General features: G+C 75.4%; 11 protein-coding genes. 6 read left to right on the top strand and 5 right to left on the bottom strand.

Annotated features, from left to right (window positions below; all coding sequences use genetic code 11):
- The first annotated feature begins 157 nt into the window (after nt 1–157).
- From BS80_RS32720 to BS80_RS32745, 6 genes are read left to right on the top strand one after another with little or no spacing between them, the layout of a single operon-like run.
- Nucleotides 158–3,526, top strand: a complete 3,369-nt coding sequence (locus BS80_RS32720) for a non-ribosomal peptide synthetase (RefSeq protein ID WP_051967516.1) — start codon at nt 158–160, stop codon at nt 3,524–3,526.
- Nucleotides 3,516–3,713, top strand: coding sequence for an MbtH family protein (locus BS80_RS32725; RefSeq protein WP_035804926.1), 198 nt, complete (start codon nt 3,516–3,518; stop codon nt 3,711–3,713). The genes BS80_RS32720 and BS80_RS32725 overlap by 11 nt, the downstream gene beginning before the upstream one ends.
- The gene (locus BS80_RS32730; RefSeq protein ID WP_035804928.1) at nt 3,710–4,978 is read left to right on the top strand and encodes an MFS transporter; all 1,269 of its coding nucleotides are present in this window, start codon (nt 3,710–3,712) and stop codon (nt 4,976–4,978) included. The genes BS80_RS32725 and BS80_RS32730 overlap by 4 nt, the downstream gene beginning before the upstream one ends.
- Complete coding sequence (locus BS80_RS32735; RefSeq protein ID WP_035804931.1) at nt 4,975–7,968, top strand: type I polyketide synthase; 2,994 nt, start codon at nt 4,975–4,977, stop codon at nt 7,966–7,968. Before BS80_RS32730 ends, BS80_RS32735 begins: the two co-directional genes overlap by 4 nt.
- Nucleotides 7,965–8,723 (top strand): thioesterase II family protein, encoded by a 759-nt coding sequence (locus BS80_RS32740; RefSeq protein WP_035804934.1) that lies wholly within the window; start codon nt 7,965–7,967, stop codon nt 8,721–8,723. The genes BS80_RS32735 and BS80_RS32740 overlap by 4 nt, the downstream gene beginning before the upstream one ends.
- Nucleotides 8,659–10,515 carry an acyl-CoA dehydrogenase family protein gene (locus BS80_RS32745; protein WP_051967517.1) on the top strand — a complete coding sequence of 619 codons (1,857 nt, stop codon included), beginning with the start codon at nt 8,659–8,661 and terminating at the stop codon, nt 10,513–10,515. The genes BS80_RS32740 and BS80_RS32745 overlap by 65 nt, the downstream gene beginning before the upstream one ends.
- Here the strand turns inward: BS80_RS32745 and BS80_RS32750 are convergent.
- The 5 genes from BS80_RS32750 to BS80_RS32770 form a co-directional block, all read right to left on the bottom strand.
- The gene (locus BS80_RS32750; RefSeq protein WP_051967518.1) at nt 10,452–12,389 is read right to left on the bottom strand and encodes an AfsR/SARP family transcriptional regulator; all 1,938 of its coding nucleotides are present in this window, start codon (nt 12,387–12,389) and stop codon (nt 10,452–10,454) included. The two genes, BS80_RS32745 and BS80_RS32750, sit on opposite strands and share 64 nt — an antisense overlap.
- Before the next feature lie 380 nt (nt 12,390–12,769).
- Nucleotides 12,770–13,606, bottom strand: a complete 837-nt coding sequence (locus tag BS80_RS32755) for a class II fructose-bisphosphate aldolase (protein ID WP_035804936.1) — start codon at nt 13,604–13,606, stop codon at nt 12,770–12,772.
- Nucleotides 13,584–14,519 (bottom strand): 1-phosphofructokinase family hexose kinase, encoded by a 936-nt coding sequence (locus BS80_RS32760; RefSeq protein WP_035804938.1) that lies wholly within the window; start codon nt 14,517–14,519, stop codon nt 13,584–13,586. Before BS80_RS32760 ends, BS80_RS32755 begins: the two co-directional genes overlap by 23 nt.
- Entirely contained in the window at nt 14,516–15,472 is a 957-nt protein-coding gene (locus BS80_RS32765; RefSeq protein ID WP_035804940.1) for an ROK family protein, read from the bottom strand. The genes BS80_RS32760 and BS80_RS32765 overlap by 4 nt, the downstream gene beginning before the upstream one ends.
- On the bottom strand, nt 15,465–16,415 hold the full coding sequence (locus BS80_RS32770) for an SIS domain-containing protein (RefSeq protein WP_035804942.1): 951 nt from the start codon (nt 16,413–16,415) through the stop codon (nt 15,465–15,467). Before BS80_RS32770 ends, BS80_RS32765 begins: the two co-directional genes overlap by 8 nt.
- Between the last annotated feature and the right edge of the window lie 3 nt (nt 16,416–16,418).

Consider the following 16,418-nt stretch of genomic DNA (forward strand, 5'->3'; position numbering starts at 1 on the left):
GGGCCGCCTCCTCCTTTTCGGACTCGTCGGAAAGCGCGCGGACCGTGCGCCGGCCGGCCGCACGGCGCTGCCCGCAACCGTCGGCAGCGCCCCTCACCCCGCGGCGCCCGCGCCCGGCTCGGCGACCCCACCGAGCGTGCAGAGAACAGGAAGTGCCGTGCCGGACCACCACACGCCGCCCCGCCCCGGACGCAGCCGGGCCCCCGCCCTCACCCCGGTCGGCCGGGGTTCGCCCCTGCCGCTGTCCTTCGCCCAACAGCGCCTCTGGTTCCTGGACCAGCTCTCCGGACCCGGCTCCACCTACAACGTGCACCTGACCCTGCGGCTGCGCGGCCCGCTCGACCGTGCCGCGCTGGGCGAGGCGCTGCAACGCGCCGTCGACCGGCACGAGAGCCTGCGCACCACCTTCGGCACCGACCCGGCCGGCGAGCCCGTCCAGGTGATCGCCCCGGAACTCGAACTGCCGCTGCCGCTCACCGATCTGAGCGAGCTGCCGGCCGAGCGGCGCGAGCGCACTGCCCGGGAGCTGGCCGTCGCCTGGGCCGAGGAACCGTTCGACCTGCACGGCGGGCCGCTGGTACGGGCCCGGTTGGCCAGGGTCGGCGAACAGGACCACCTGCTCGGCCTCTGCCTGCACCACGCCATCTGCGACGGCTGGTCGCTGGACGTGCTGCTGCGCGGCCTCACGGCCGACTACGCGGACCGGCTCACTCCGGTGCGGCCCGCCCCCGTCCAGTACGCGGACTACGCGGTGTGGCAGCGCGCGCGGCTCTCCGGTCCGGCGCTGGCGCGCCAACTCGACTGGTGGAAGGGCTACCTGGCCGCCGCGCCGAGCGTCCTGGAGATCCCCGCCGACCGACCGCGCCGACCGGCTGCCGAGGCCCGCGGCGACCTGGTGCTCTCCACCCTCGACCGCCCCACGACCGAACGGGTGACCGCGCTGGCGCGCCGCCTGTCGGCCACCCCGTTCATGGTGCTGCTCGCGGCCTACGCGCTGCTGCTGGCACGGCAGTCGGGCGCCGAACGGCTGCTGGTCGGCACCCCGGTGGCCGGCCGGCCGCGGCCCGAACTGGAGGAGATGGTCGGCTTCTTCGTCAACACCCTGCCGCTGCACGTCGACCTGAGCGGCGCACCCGGGTTCACCGAACTCGTCGAGCGGGTCCGGGACTCGGCGCTGGCGGCCTTCGGCCACGACCAGGTCCCGTTCGAGAAGCTGGTCGAAGTCGCCCAGGCACAGCGGGCGGTGGGCCGCGCACCGCTGGTCCAGGCGGTCTTCACCGCCCAGCACGCAGCCCCGACCCGGCCCGAACTGGCGGGCCTGGACGTCGAACCGCTCGACGTCCTGCCGAGCACCGCCAAGTTCGACCTGGACCTGTCGCTGCGCCCGGACCCCGACCGGCCCGGCGCCCGGCAACTCGCACTGGCCTACGACAGCGACCTCTTCGACCGCACCACGGCCGAACAACTCGTGGACAGCTACCGCCTGTTGCTGACCTCCGGACTGGACGAGCCGGACACCGACGTCTGGCGGCTGCCGCTGCTGGCCCCGCCGCTGCGCCGCGCGGTGCTGGAGCAGTGGGCCGGCGCCGAACCCGCGCACCCCGCCACCGCCCTGGTGCACGAGCTGTTCGCCGCGCAGGCCGCCCGGACCCCCGGCGCTCCCGCCCTCTCGGTGGACGGCGCCGGCGTGGACTTCGGCACGCTCAACGCGCGGGCCAACCGACTCGCCCACCACCTGCGGGCGCTCGGTGTCGGCCCGGACGACCGCGTCGCGCTCTGCCTGTCGCGCGGCGCCCGCTACGCCGAGGCGGTCCTCGCCGTCCTGAAGGCGGACGGCTGCTACCTGCCGCTGGATCCCGTCCAGCCGTCCCGTCGGCTGGCCGCCCTGGTGCACGCGGCGGACGCCCGCCTGCTGCTCACGGACTCGGCGCAGGACGCCGAGCGGTTCGCCGGCTCGGCGACGGCGGTGCTCCGCCTGGACACCCTGGACCTGACCGGCCGGCCCGAGCACGATCCCGAACGGCGCGCCGAGCCGGACCACCTGGCGTACGTGATCTTCACCTCCGGCTCGACGGGTGAGCCCAAGGCCGTCGCCGTCCCGCACCGGGCGCTGGCCAACCACGCGCAGGCCGTCCGGGACCGCTACGCGCTCACCGGCGCGGACCGCGTCCTGCAGTTCGCCCCGGTCAACTTCGACGTCTCGCTGGAGGAGCTCTACCCGACCTGGCTGGCCGGCGCCTGCGCCGTCGTCCTGCCGGAGCCGACCCCGGCGCCCGAGGCGCTGGCCCGCACGCTGGCCGCCGAGCGGGTGAGCGTCGCCAACCTGCCGGCCGGCTACTGGCAGCAGTGGACGGCCGAACTCGCGCACTCCCCCGTGCCATCGTCGCTGCGCCTGCTGGTGGTCGGCAGCGAGCGGGTGGACGCGACGGCGGTGCTGGCCTGGCAGGACGCCTGCGACGTCCCGCTGATGAACGGCTACGGCCTGACCGAGACCGCGATCACCGCCACCGTCCACCCGGTCACCCACGCCGATCCCGAGCTGCCGGTCCCGATCGGCCGCCCGATCGCCGGCGCCCGGGCCCTGGTGCTGGACGCCCGGCTGCAACCCGTGCCGCCGGGCGTGGCCGGCGACCTCTACCTCGGCGGCGCGGGCCTGGCCCGCGGCTACCTGGGCCGACCCGGCCTGACCGCCGAGCGCTTCGTCCCGGACCCGTTCCCCCGCCGGCCGGGCGCGCGCCTGCACCGCACCGGCGACCGGGCGCGCCAACTGCCCGACGGAACCCTGGTGTTGCTCGGGCGCGGCGACGACCAGATCAAGGTGCGCGGCTACCGGATCGAGCCGGCCGAGGTCGAGGCGGCGCTGCTGACGCACCCGGCGGTGGCCCGGGCCGTGGTGAGCGCCTCCACCGCCTGGGGCGCCCCGGCCCTGGTCGCCCACCTGGTGGCCGACCCCGGTGCGGCCGGAGTCGTCGGCGCGGACGAACTGCGCGCGCACCTGGCCGAGTTGCTCCCCGCCTACCTGGTGCCACGGGCCTTCGTGCCGGTGGACCGGATCCCGCTGACCGCCAACGGCAAGGTGGACACCGCCGCGCTGCCCGCACCCGACCCCACCGCCGCACGCACCGGCCCGGGCACCGCGCCCCGCTCGGAGCTGGAGAGCACGCTGGCCGGCATCTGGCGCGCGGTGCTGGGCCTGGACGAGGTCGGCGTCCACGACAACTTCTTCGACCTGGGCGGCCATTCACTCGCCCTGGCCACCGTGCACGGCCGGCTCACCGAGGCACTCGGCCGCCGGCTGCCGATGGTCACCCTCTACCAGCACCCCACGATCGCCGCGCTGGCCACCGCACTGGCCACCCCGGCGGCGGGCGAGGGCGGGACGGCGGCCGGGCCCGCCCGTCCCGACACCCGCGCCGAGGGCCGTCGGCGCCTGCTGGGCCGCCGCTCCGCCCTGCGCGCGACCCCTGCCACCACCGACACCGACAGCACCACCGACACCAAGGAGAACTCCCACCATGTTCGATGAGGATCGCAGCTACCTGGTCGTGGTCAACCACGAGGAGCAGTACTCCATCTGGCCCGAGGGCCAGGACCTCCCGCCCGGCTGGACCCCGGACGGCGTGAGCGGCGCCAAGGACGTCTGCCTGCGCCACATCGACGAGGTCTGGACCGACATGCGCCCCAAGTCGCTGCGTGACGCGGCCGCCCGATGAGCGAGCGCCCCGGCCTGCTGCGCCACGCCGACTTCCGCCGCCTGTGGGCCTCGCAGACCGTCAGCTCGGTCGGCACCCAGGTCACCGTGGTGGCCATGCCGATGCTGGCACTGGTCCTGCTGAAGACCTCCCCACTCCAGACCACCCTCCTCGCCGCCTTCGAGTTCCTGCCGTTCCTGCTGATCGGCCTGCCCGCCGGGGTCTGGATCGACCGGCTGCCGATCCGCCCGATCCTGATCACCGCCGACCTCGGCCGGGCGGTGGCCCTGTGCCTGCTGCCGGTCGCCCACTGGCTGGGCTTCCTCAGCCTGCCGCTGGTGTACGCGGCGGTCTTTGTGGTCGGCGGCTGCACGGTGTTCTCCGACATCGGCCACCAGTCGATGCTCCCCGCCCTGCTCGACGACGAGCAACTGGTCGAGGGCAACAGCAAGTTGCAGACCTCACTGTCGATGAGCCAGCTGGCCGGTCCGACCGTCGGCGGCTTCCTGGTCGCGCTGGTCTCCGCGCCGGCGGCGATCCTGGCGGACAGCCTCAGCTATCTGTTCTCCGCCGGGTTCCTGTCGATGATCCGCGCCCCCGAGACCCGCGCGGAGCGCACCCCGGGCGAGCCGCGCAGCCTGCGCCGCGAGGTCGCCGAGGGCCTGCGGTTCGTCCTGGGCAATCCGGTGCTGCGCGCCCTGGCGCTCTGCACCGCGCTGGCCAACCTGGCCTTCGGCGGCGTGCTGGCGGTGATCGTGATGTTCGGTACCCGGACCCTGCACCTGGCCCCCGGCCTGGTCGGCGTCGCCGTGGCGATCGGCAACGCCGGCGGGCTGCTGGCCGCGATGGCCTGCGAGCCGATCCGCAAGCGGTTCGGCTTCGGCGGGCTGATCCTGACCGGTGTGCTGGTCTTCAACGCGGGGGCCTGGCTGCTGCCGCTGGCAGGCGGGCTGGCCACCTTCGGGCTGGCGCTCTTCATCACCTTCATGGGCGTGATGGTCTACAACATCGGCCAGGTGAGCCTGCGCCAGATCGTCACGCCCCGCCACCTCCAGGGCCGGATGAACGCGACCATGCGCTTCGTCATGTGGGGCACCATCCCGCTGGGCTCGGCCCTGGCCGGCGTGATCGCGGACGGCCCCGGCATCCGCAGCTACCTCTGGACGGCCGCCGCGCTCAACGCGACCGCCCTGCTGCCGCTGCTGCTGACGCCCAGGGTGCTGCGCAACGAGCCGCCGGCCGCGCCCGCCGCGCAGCCGGACCTCGCCGCGGAGGGTGCCGCGTGAACACCACCGCCGAGCACGACTACGACGACGAGGACGACGGCGCCCTGGTGGCCCTGGTCGCGATGGCCGGGCGGTTCCCCGGCACCGCGAGCGTGGAGCGGTTCTGGCGCCACCTGGTGGACGGCGACGAGCTGATCACCCGCTTCCCCGAGGCCGGCGACGGGGGCCACGTCCCCGCGTACGGGATCTTCGAGGAGGCCGACCGGTTCGACGCCGCCTTCTTCGGCTACTCCCCGCGCGAGGCCCTGATGCTCGACCCGCAGCACCGGGTCTTCCTGGAGTGCTGCTGGGAGGCGCTGGAGCGGGCCGGCTGCGATCCGGCCCGGTTCGCCGGGCAGATCGGGGTCTACGGCGGCAGCGGCGAGTCCTCGCACGCCCACCGGCTGCGGGAGGACCCGGTGCTGTCCCGCACGGTGCCCGGCTGGGAGCTGCGGATGGCCACCGCCGCGGACTTCCTCACCTCGCGGGTCTCCTACAAGCTCGGCCTCACCGGCCCGGCGGTCACCGTGCAGACGGCCTGCTCGACCTCGCTGGTGGCGGTGCACCTGGCCGTCCAGGCGCTGCTGGCCGGCGAGTGCGACCTCGCACTGGCCGGCGGGGTCACCGTCCAGGTGCCGTACGCGCTGGGCGGCTACACCGAGGGGGGCGTGATCTCGCAGGACGGGCACTGCCGCGCCTTCGACGCCAAGGCGGGCGGCACGGTCGGGGCGGACGGCGCGGGCGTGGTGGTGCTCAGGCGGCTGGCCGACGCGCTGGCCGACGGCGACCACATCCACGCCGTGCTGCGCGCCACCGCCGTCAACAACGACGGCAGCGACAAGATCGGCTTCACCGCCCCCAGCGTCTCCGGACAGGCCGCGGCCGTGCTGGCCGCGCACACGCTCTCCGGAGTCGACCCGGCGACCATCGGCTATCTGGAGGCGCACGGCACCGGCACCCCGATGGGTGACCCGATCGAGATCAGCGCGCTCACCCAGGCGTTCCGGGCCGGCACCGCCGAGAAGGGGTTCTGCCGGATCGGCTCGCTGAAGAGCAACCTCGGCCACACCGACACCGCCGCCGGCGTGCTCGGACTGATGAAGGCCGCGCTGGTGGTGGAGCACGGACTGATCCCGCCGAGCCTGCACTTCGAGGAGCCGAACCCGGAGATCGACTTCGACGCGAGTCCGTTCACGGTCGCCACCGCCCTGACCGCATGGCCCAAGGGCCCGGTCCCGCGCCGCGCGGGCGTCAACTCGCTGGGCATCGGCGGGACCAACGCCCACGCGGTGCTGGAGCAGCCACCGACCCGCGCAGCGAGCGCGCCGGAGACCGACCGGCAGCTGCTGGTGGTCTCCGCGCGCACCGCCACCGCGCTGGACCAGGCGGTGGCCGGCCTCGGCAGCCGGCTGGCCGACCCGCGGCAGACCCGGCCCGGCGAGCAACTCGCCGACGTGGCCTGGACCCTGCAGACCGGACGGGCGCAGTTCGCGCACCGCGCGTTCGCGCTCGGCGCCGACCACGCGCAGGCCGCCGCCGCGCTGGGCAGCAGTGCCCGGCGGGCGCCGGTGCGCGGCGGGCCGCCCGCCGTGGGGTTCCTGTTCCCGGGCCAGGGCGGTCAGCACACCGGCATGGCGGCCGAACTCTACGACCGGGAACCGGTGTTCCGCGCGAGCGTGGACCACTGCGCCGAACTGCTCTCCCCCGCCCTCGGGGTGGACCTGCGCACGGTGCTCTACCCCTCGGGCGGCCCGGCCGGACCCGATCTGCAGAGCATGGAACTCGCCCAACCCGCCGTCTTCACCGTGGAGTTCGCGCTGTCCGAGCTGTGGCGCTCCTGGGGCGTGCACCCCGCCACCGTGCTCGGCCACAGCCTGGGCTCGTACGCGGCGGCCTGTGTCGCCGGGGTGCTCTCGCTGCCCGACGCGCTGGCGGTGGTGGTCGAGCGCGGCCGGATCCTGGGCGCCCTGCCGCAGGGCGCGATGCTGGCGGTCGCCCTGCCGGAGGCCGAACTCGCCGCGCTGCTCCCCGCATCGCTCTCGCTGGCCGCGGTCAACGGCCCCGGCCAGTGCGTCGTCTCCGGCCCCGCCGAGCCGGTCGCGGGCTTCGGCGCCGAGCTGGCCGCCGGCGGGGTGGACTGCCGGGCCCTGCACATCACCAGCGCGGCGCACTCCTCGCTGGTGGAACCGGCGATCGCGGACTTCACCGCGTGGATGGGCGGCATCGCGCTGCGCCCGCCGACGCTGCGCTGGATCTCCGACACCACCGGCCGTCCGGTGAGCGCCCAGGAGGCCTGCGACCCGGCGTTCTGGGCGCGCCACCTGCGCGAGACCGTCCGGTTCGGCGCCGCGCTGGACACCCTGCTCGTGGAGCCGGACCAGGTGCTGCTGGAGGTCGGGCCCAGCCACACGCTCAGCACCCTGACCCGGCGCCACCCGCGCACCGGCCCCGGGCACACCGTGCTGGCCAGCCTCCCGCACCCGAGCGACGAGACCCCCGCGCGCACCGCGCTGCTGAACGCGGCCGGAGGCGCCTGGACGGCCGGCGTCGAGCTGGACTGGACCGGCCTGCACCACACCCCGCGCCGCCGCGCCGTGCTGCCGGGCTATCCGTTCCAGCACGCCCGCTACCGGCTGGCGAGCCAGGCGGGGGAGCCGACCACGGCGACCGCCCTGCCGGAGGCCGAGCCGGGCTTCGAGCCCGACGTCAAGCTGGCCTTCGAGCCGGACGTCGAGCTGGCCTTCGAACGGCCCGATCTCGCCCAGGAGTTCAGCGCCGCCCGGGACGAGCCGGAGCGGCGGCTGGCCGCGGTCTTCGGCGAGGTGCTGGGGATCGGCGAGGTCGGCCGGGAGGACGACTTCTTCGAGCTCGGCGGCGACTCGCTGATCGCCTCGCGCCTGGTGACCCAGGTGCACCGCGCCTTCGGCGTCAAGCTCGCGGTCCGCGCCGTCTTCCGCGCGCCGACCGTGGCCCGGCTGCTTCCCGTGATCCAGGAGGAGGAGAACCGATGACACCCGACCGATCGCGCTGGCTCACCTGCCGCGTGCGCCGGCCCGACGCGCGGCTGCGGCTGTACTGCTTCCCGCACAGCGGCGGCTCCCCCGGGGAGTACCTGCGCTGGGCCGAGGGCCTGCCCGGGATCGAGGTGTGGGGGGTCCAGGCGCCGGGCCGGGCCGGCCGGCTCTGGGAGGACCCGTACGAGCGGATGGACGAGCTGGTCGGCGCGCTGGTCACCGAGGCGCGGTTCACCGGACCGTTCGCCTTCTTCGGCCACAGCCTGGGGGCGCTGGTCGGCTACGAGACGGCCCGCGCCCTGCGGGCCGCCGGGCGCCCCGGGCCCGATCTGCTCTTCGCCTCCGCGCTGTGCGCCCCCGTCCACCAGCCGGTTCGTGCGCCGCTCTCCGGCCTGAGCGACGCCGCGGTGCTCGACGCCGTCCAGGACCGCTTCGGGCAGCTGCCCGCCGACGTCTTCGAGGACGAGGAGCTGCGCGGCCGGATCCTGGGCTGCCTGCGCGCCGACTTCGCGGTGCTGGACGGCTACCGCCACGCGCCCGGACCGCTGCTGGAGTGCCCGGTGGTGGTCCTCGGCGGCACCGAGGACACCGAACCGGAGAGCGGGCTGCGCGACTGGGCCGCCCACACCACCGGCTGGTCCGACCTGCACTTCCTGCCCGGCGGCCACTTCTACCTGAGGGAGCAGCATGACGCCGTCCACCGGATCGTCCTCGACGCGGTCCAGCGCACCGGGCTCCCCCGTGCCGCCTGAGCCCGCGCGGGAGAGCTTCCTGGACGAGCTCTACCGGGGCCGGCTGCGCTGGGACCTGATGAGCGACTTCCCTGCCCAGGACCCGGCGGACGCGAAGGCGGGCGACGGCGAACTGTCCGAGTTCACCGCCTTCCTGCGCGCACACGTCGACCCCACCCGGGTCGACCTGGAACGCCGGCTGCCCGACCGGGTGCTGAGTGAGCTGCGCGAGCGCGGCTACCTGCGGCTGATGATCGACCCGGAGCTCGGCGGGCGCGGCCTGTCGGCCGCCAACGCCTTCCGGCTGGTCCAGGCCGCGGCGAGCTGGTCCAGCGCGGTGGCCTTCACGATGGGCATCGGCAACGGCTTCGGCTCCGGCGCCTACCTCCCGCTGCTGGGTGAGGGGCCGCTGCGGGAGCTGATCCGGGAGCAGGTGGCGGCCGGCACCGTCTCGGCCGGGGCGGACGCCGAACCCGCCGGGACGGCCAACAGCCTGCGCCGAACCACCGCGACCCTGTCCGAGGACGGTGAGTCCTACCTGCTCAACGGCGAGAAGGTGTTCATCGGCAACGGCGCGATCGCCGGGCTGATGGACGTGACCGCCACCGTCGAGGTGGACGGCGCGCCGCAGACCCAGGCGTTCTTCGTGGACACCGCCACCCCGGGCTTCGAGGCCTACGCCCGGCACGACTTCATGGGCCTGGGCGGCGCGCCCAACGCGGCGCTGCGGCTGACCGACGTCAGGGTGCCGCGCTCGCACGCCTTCGCCGGGAGCAACACCGAGCTGCGCCGCTCGCGCGAGCTGGCCGAGATCGGCTTCCTGGCACGGACGTTGGTGATCGGCGCGCCCGCTCTCGCCATCGCCCGGCTGTGCCTGCACTGGTCGCGGGAGTTCGTCAACCGCCGTACGGTGGACGGCCGACCGCTCGGCTCGTACCAGGAGGTCCAGCGGCTGGTGGGCAGTTCGCTGGCGGACGTGTACGCGATCGAGAGTGTCACCCGCTGGACGCTGCTCGGCGCGCGCCAGTCCGACACCCTCTTCGAGCACGCCGCGCTGAAGAACATCGCCTCGCTCACCTGCTGGCGGGTGATCGACCGCACGATGGGCCTGCTGGGCGGCGAGGGCTTCGAGACCGCGGTCAGCAAGGCCCGGCGGGGCGCCGAGCCGCTGCCGGTGGAGCGCTTCTTCCGGGACGCCCGGGGGCTGCGGGTGGCGGGCGGGGTGGACTTCCTGCTCGACAAGTTCGCCGCCCAGGGACGGCTGACGTCCTGCTACTACGCCGGGGCGGGGGTACCGGCCGGGCCGGTCCCCGTCCCCGCGCAGCCCGCCGGACTCAGCACCCGCAACCGCGAACACGCCCGGTTCGCCACCGCGCAGGCCGCCGAGTTCGGCGCTGTCTGCCGGGAGTTGGCGCAGCGCCACGCGGACCCGGCCGACCTGTTCGTCCAGGAGCACCTGCTGATCACGCTCGGCCGGATCGCCAACGAGCTGCTGTCCGTCGCCGCCGTCCTGGCCCGCAGCGCGGCCGGGGCGGCGGACGACGGTGAGACCGACGGCGAAGCGGATGCCGCCCTGCTGGCCGACCTGCACTGCACGGGCGCCCGGCACCGGCTGGCCGCCCTGTGGTCCCAGCTCGACCGGCGGACGGCCGAGCCCGACTGGGCCGCGGCCTGCGCCGGCTGGCTGGACGGCGGGCGCTGGGGCCCGCTGCTGGACGGCGTGATCACCACCGCACCCGACGCCGGGCCCTACCTGACGGTGTCAGGCGCCCCGGCCCAGGGTCTGGACGGCGAGGCGCCGACGGCGAGGTAGTCGAACGGCGTCGTCCGCGTCCGCTCGGCGCGGTGCAGCTGCTCGGCGAAGTCCCGCAGCAGGCCGAGCAGGCGGTAGCGCGGGCCGGCACCGTCCTCCCAGCCGACGATGGTCAGCAGGTGCGCCTGCACCAGGCTGTCCGCGGCGGGCGTCGGGTCGCCCTGGACCAGTTCGGCCAGCCGGCCGGTGGTCAGCACCCCTGGCGGGACGCTGCCGAGCCGCCGGAACAGCTCCCGGGCGGGCGGGTCCAGTCGCTGGTAGCCGCGGACCAACCGGCCGCGCAGATCGAGGTCGCCGACCCGCAGTTCCACCAACCGGCGCTCGCGGTCGGTCAACCGGTGGGCGAGCCGGGCCAGTTGCAGATCGGGGCGGACGGCGAGGCGGGCACCGGCGATCCGCAGCGCCAGCGGCAGGCCGTCGCAGAGCCGTACCAGCTCTTCGGCGGCCTTCCGCTCGGCGGCCACCCTGGCCCGGCCGACCAGGTGCTCCAGCATCGCCAGCCCGGCCTGCGGGTCGAGCGGCCCGAGGTCCAGGTCCACCGCGCTCTCCAGCGCCGCGAGCCGTCCGTCGGCCGCGACCAGCACGGCGCTGCCCGGCGAGGCGGGCACCAGCGGACGGACCTGGCGCTCGGACGGCGCGTTGTCCAGCAGGACGAGCACCCGCAGGCCGTAGGTGACGCCGCGGAAGAACCCGGCCCGCCGGCTGGTCCCCTGCGGGAGTTCGCCGCGGGGCACGCCGAGCGCGACCAGGAAGTCGGCGAGCGCGTCCGCGACCGGGGTGTCGGCGAGGTCGGCGTAGAGCTGCCCGTCGGGGTAGTGCGCCCGCAGGTCCTGGGCGCACTGGGCCAGCAGGGCGCTCTTGCCGACGCCGGGCGGCCCGCCGATCACCGCCACCCGGCCGCCACCCGCGCCGTCACCGGTGGGCCCCTGCAACCGTTCGCGCAGCAACCGCCGCTCGGCGCCGCGGCCGACCAGCTCCACCGCCGCCGGGGCCTGCATGGCCGGCGCCGGCGACTGCCCGGCCACCACCATGCTCCCGCCCACACCCACGCCCACGCCCACACCCGCGACCGCGCCCACGACCCCGGCCGCCGGACGGTCCGGGCCGCTCGGCGCGGCGCCCGGGGAGGCGGCGGGCGGCAGCTCGTCGGCGAGGATCGCCTGCATCAGTTCCTGGAGCCGCTGCCCCGGATCGATGCCCATCTCCTCGGACAGCAGGGCGCGCACCCGCCAGTACGCCTCCAGCGCCTCGACCCGCCGGCCGGAGCGGTAGAGCGCCAGCATCAGCTGGTGGTGCAGCCGCTCGCGGAACGGGTGCTTGGCCACCAGCGTGCGCAGTTCGCCGATCGGCCCGGCCGGGTTGCCCAACGCGAACTCGCTGTCCACCAGGTCCTCCAGGGCGGTCAGCCTGGCCTCCTCCAGCTGCGGCAGGTAGAGCCGCTCCAGCAGCGCGGACTCGACGCCGCAGACCACCGGCCCGCGCCAGAGCGCGAGTCCGGCGCGGAACCGGGAGACCGCGAGCCGGTGGTCGCCGCGCCGGGCGGCCTGCCGGGCCTCGGCGGCCAGCTGCTCGAAGGCGTGCAGGTCGATGCCGCCCTCCTCGGCCTGCAGCAGGTAGCCCGGAGGGGCCGTCAGCAGCACCGACGCCCCCTCGGGGCCGAGCCGCTTGCGCAGTTGGTAGACGTAGACGCTGACCAGGTTGTGCGCGCTGGCGGGCGGACGGTCCCCCCAGAGCGCCTCGACCAGCCGGTCGACCGACTGCACCCGGCCCGCGCCCAGCAGCAGGGCTGCCATCAAGGTGCGCTGCTTCGGCCCACCCAGATCGACCCGCCGGCCGTTCCAGACCTCGATCGGACCCAGAATGCGGAACTGCACGAGGCTTCCCCTCAGGTTGGTGTACCGAGAACCCCGGTCCGGAAACGGACCAGGCCGTCGGTATCCTTTCCCGCCGCCCCCTCCCCTGTGAACGCACCAAATCCGCGCCGGGCCGGGCAGCACAGGTGTTCCGGCCAAGCCTCCGGTCGGCCCGCCACAGACTCCCCGGGAGCAACAACCGTCACCTGAGGCTCCAACACAACTTTCTCACCGACCGTCACACCAGCTACAGAAGTGCGGACTTGGCGCCTCGGCATCCGGTGTCCCACCGAGTGCCGGTGCGGTCGGCAAGCCGGCCGCACCGGCCTCGCACGCATGATCGAACGCGCCCCGGCGAACGGAAAAAGGGCCAGTATCGATCCACCCGACGCTGCTGCTCCTCAGGACGCGGTCAGCACCCCCAGCAGGCGGGCCACCTCCGCCGCGACGGCGTCGCGGGCGGGGCCGAGGTACTTGCGCGGGTCGGCGGTCTCGGGGTGGGCGTCCAGGTAGTCGCGGACGGCCCGGGTGAACGCCTTGTTGAGGTGGGTGGAGACGTTCACCTTGGTCATGCCCGCCGCCACCGCGCGGGTCAGACCCTGGTCGTCCACGCCCGAGGAGCCGTGCAGCACCAGCGGGACGGCGACGGCCGCGCGCAGCCGTCCGATCAGCGCGTAGTCGAGGACCGCGTCGCGGGTGAGCATCGCGTGCGAGCTGCCGACCGCCACCGCGAGCGCGTCCACGCCGGTGGCGGCGACGAACGCCCGGGCCTCGTCCGGGTCGGTGCGCACGCCGGGGGCGTGGGCACCGTCCTTGCCGCCGACCTCGCCGAGTTCGGCCTCGACGTAGACGCCGTGCCGGTGGCAGTGCGCGGTGATCTCGCGGGTGGCGGCGACGTTCTCCTCGTAGGCGAGCGTGGCGGCGTCGAACATCACCGAGGTGAAGCCGAGTTCGACCGCCTCGCGCACCAGGTCGGCCGACTCGGCGTGGTCGAGGTGGACGGCGACCGGGACGCTCGCGGCCCGGGCTATCGCCAGGGTGGCCAGCGCGATGGGGGCGAGGCCGCCGTGGTAGCGGGCGGTGTTCTCGCTGATCTGGAGGATCACCGGGCGCCCGGCCGCCTCGGCGCCGGCCGCGATGGCCTCGGCGTGCTCGATCTGGACGACGTTGAACGCGCCGACGCCGACGGATGCGGTGACGGCGGCGCGGGTGATCTCAGCGGTCGGGGTGAGCGGCATGGGCTTCCTCCACGGGGACGGTGCTGCGCAGGCGGTGGTAGGTGTCGGCGTCGAAGTCGCCGGCGACGGGACACGGGACGGCGGCGGCGGACAGCGCCACGGCCTCGCGCAGGATCGCGGGCCAGGGCGTGCCGGCCGCGAGTCCGGCGGCCAGCGCGGCAACGCAGGCGTCGCCCGCGCCGGTCGGGTTGCCGGCCAGCCGCTCGGGCGGCGTGGCGCGCCAGCTGCCCTGCGGGGTGATCGCGTGCAGCCCGCGCGGGCCGTCCGAGGCGACCACCGTCCGGGCGCCCAGCGCGCGCAGCCGGGCGGCCGCGTGAACCAGGTCGTGCTGCCCGGTGGCGGCGGTGAGTTCGGCGGTGTTGGGCTTGATCACGTCGGGCCCGGCGGGAAGCGCGGCCAGCAGCGGCGGGCCGCTGGTGTCCAGCACGGTGGTGACGCCGTGCGCCGCGGCGAGGGTGACGAGCTGCGCGTAGGCGTCCTCGGGCAGGCCCGGCGGCAGGCTGCCGGCCAGCACCACGACGGCGGCGTCGCGGACCAGCCGGGCGTAGCGGTCGGTGAAGGCCGCCCACTCGGCGGGGTGGACCTGCGGTCCGGCCTGGTTGAAGACGGTGGCGTCGCCGTCGTCGCGCGAGACGACGGTCAGGGTGCGCCGGGAGTCGCCGGTCATCGGGACGAGTTCGTCGCGCAGGCCGACGGCGCTCAGCTCGGCCCGCAGCAGAGCGCCGGTGGGACCGCCGGCAAGGCCGGTGACAACGGCCGGCTGCCCCAGGGCGCTCAGGACCCGGGCGACGTTGACGCCCTTGCCGCCCGCGCGCTCGTGGACCGCGTCGACGCGGTGCGAGCTGCGCGGGACCAGGGCGTCGACGAAGTAGGTGACATCCAGGGCAGCGTTGAGGGTGACGGTCAGGATCACGGTGCCAGCGCCTTTGCGGTGGAGGGAGCGGTGGCGTCCCAGGCGTACAGGCCCGCGCCCAGGCAGCCGGCCTCGTCGCCGAGCACCGCGCGCACCACGCGCGGGCGGCGCTGGAAGGTCAACTGCGAGGCCAGGGCGGCGCGGACGGGTTCGAGCAGCAGGTCGTCGGCCTCGGCGAGACCGCCGCCGAGGACGATCAGCTCGGGGGCGAGCAGCGTGCCGGCGACGGCCAGGGCGGCGGCCAGAGCGTCGACGGCGCGCTGCCAGACCGCGCGGGCGTCCGGGTCGCCGTACTCCACCAGGGCCGCGACCTGGTCGGCGCCCTCGACGGCGCGTCCGGTGCGGGCGGTGTAGGCGGCGGCGACGGCCGAGGCGGAGGCCACCGTCTCCAGGCAGCCGCGGTTGCCGCAGCCGCACGGCGCGCCGCCGGGTTCGACGACCAGGTGGCCCAGTTCACCCGCGTAGCCGCCGGCCCGGACCGGGCGTCCGTCGCTGATCACGGCAGCGGCGATGCCGGTGCCGATGGCCACGAAGAGCACGTCACGGGCACCGCGGGCCGCGCCGAGGACGGACTCGGCATAGCCGCCGGCCCGCACGTCGTGTCCCAGCGTCACGGGCAGCGCGGTGCGCTCCGCGAGGATCTCGGCCAGCGGCAGGTCACGCCAGCCGATGTTCGCCGAGTAGCGCGCGCGGGCGCTCTCCTCGTCGACGATGCCGGGGACCACCACCCCGGCCTGCCGGATCGTCAGGCCCAACGCGGTAGCCCGGTCGGCGAGTTCGCCGAGGGTGGCGGCGATCTCGGCCAGCACGGCGTCCGGGCCGGCCGCCCGGGGGGTCGGGCGGCGCAGCGTCAGCAGTGGCTTCAGGTCGCGGTCGAGCAGGGCGCCCTTCATGCCGGTGCCGCCGACGTCCAGGGCGATCACGCACTCGCCGGCGCCCCGGTGCTCAGGCACCGGCGCGCTCCAGCACGACCGAGCGGGTGAGGTTGCGCGGCTGGTCGGGGTTGAGGCCGCGGGCCTCGGCGACCGCGACCGCCAGCCGCTGGGCGAGGATCAGGTCGGCCAGCGGGTCCAGGTCCTCGGCAACGTCCTGGGAGCCCGCCACCAGGGTGCCGCCGACCCGGGCGATGTCGGCGGCAAGGCCGGTGGGGAGGGTGCCGAACATCCAGGCCACCCGGCCCGGTCCGGTGATGGCGATCGGGCCGTGCCGGTACTCCATCGCCGGGTAGGCCTCGGTCCACGCACCCGCGGCCTCGCGCATCTTCAGCCCGGCCTCCAGCGCCAGCCCGTTGGTCCAGCCGCTGCCGAGGAAGGTGAACTGCTCGGCGCCGAGGACCTCCTCGTCCAGTGGCCGGTGCACGGCCCGCTCGGCGTCCAGGGCCGCCTGGGCGACGGTGCGCACCCCGGGCGCCACGGCGTCCTCGGCCTCCAGGTGGGCGCGCAGCAGGGCGAGGACGGTGGTGGCGAAGCGGGTCTGGACCACCGACTCCTCGTCCGCGAAGTCCAGGACGGCGACGGCGTCGGCGGCCGTCATGACCGGCGTGGCGGGGTCGGCGGTGATCGCGCCGGTGGCCACCGTGCCGCGCACCCGGGCCAGGAGCGCCAGCACCTCGCTGGTGGTGCCGGAGCGGGTGATCGCCAGCACCCGGTCGTAGCCGCGCGCGCCGGGGAACTCCGAGGCGGCGAACGCGTCCGTCTCGCCGTGGCCGCCGCTCTCGCGCAGCACCGCATAGGACTGCGCCATGAACCAGGAGGTGCCGCAACCGATCACCGCGACCCGCTCGCCCCGGCGGGGCAGCGCGGCGGTGTGCTCGGACAGCGTGGCGGCGGCCCGGCGCCAGCAGTCGGGCTGCGAGGCGATCTCGACCGAGGTACGGGAGGGGGTGGTGGTCGGCACGGG

The organism is Kitasatospora mediocidica KCTC 9733 (assembly GCF_000744225.1).
Lineage (GTDB): Bacteria > Actinomycetota > Actinomycetes > Streptomycetales > Streptomycetaceae > Kitasatospora > Kitasatospora mediocidica.

Bases quoted from the DNA above. Each gene is read 5' to 3' on its own strand.
- BS80_RS32745 (WP_051967517.1), top strand. From the start codon at position 8,659: ATGACGCCGTCCACCGGATCGTCCTCGACGCGGTCCAGCGCACCGGGC.
- BS80_RS32730 (WP_035804928.1), top strand. From the start codon at position 3,710: ATGAGCGAGCGCCCCGGCCTGCTGCGCCACGCCGACTTCCGCCGCCTG.
- BS80_RS32725 (WP_035804926.1), top strand. From the start codon at position 3,516: ATGTTCGATGAGGATCGCAGCTACCTGGTCGTGGTCAACCACGAGGAG.
- BS80_RS32755 (WP_035804936.1), bottom strand. From the start codon at position 13,606: ATGCCGCTCACCCCGACCGCTGAGATCACCCGCGCCGCCGTCACCGCA.
- BS80_RS32740 (WP_035804934.1), top strand. From the start codon at position 7,965: ATGACACCCGACCGATCGCGCTGGCTCACCTGCCGCGTGCGCCGGCCC.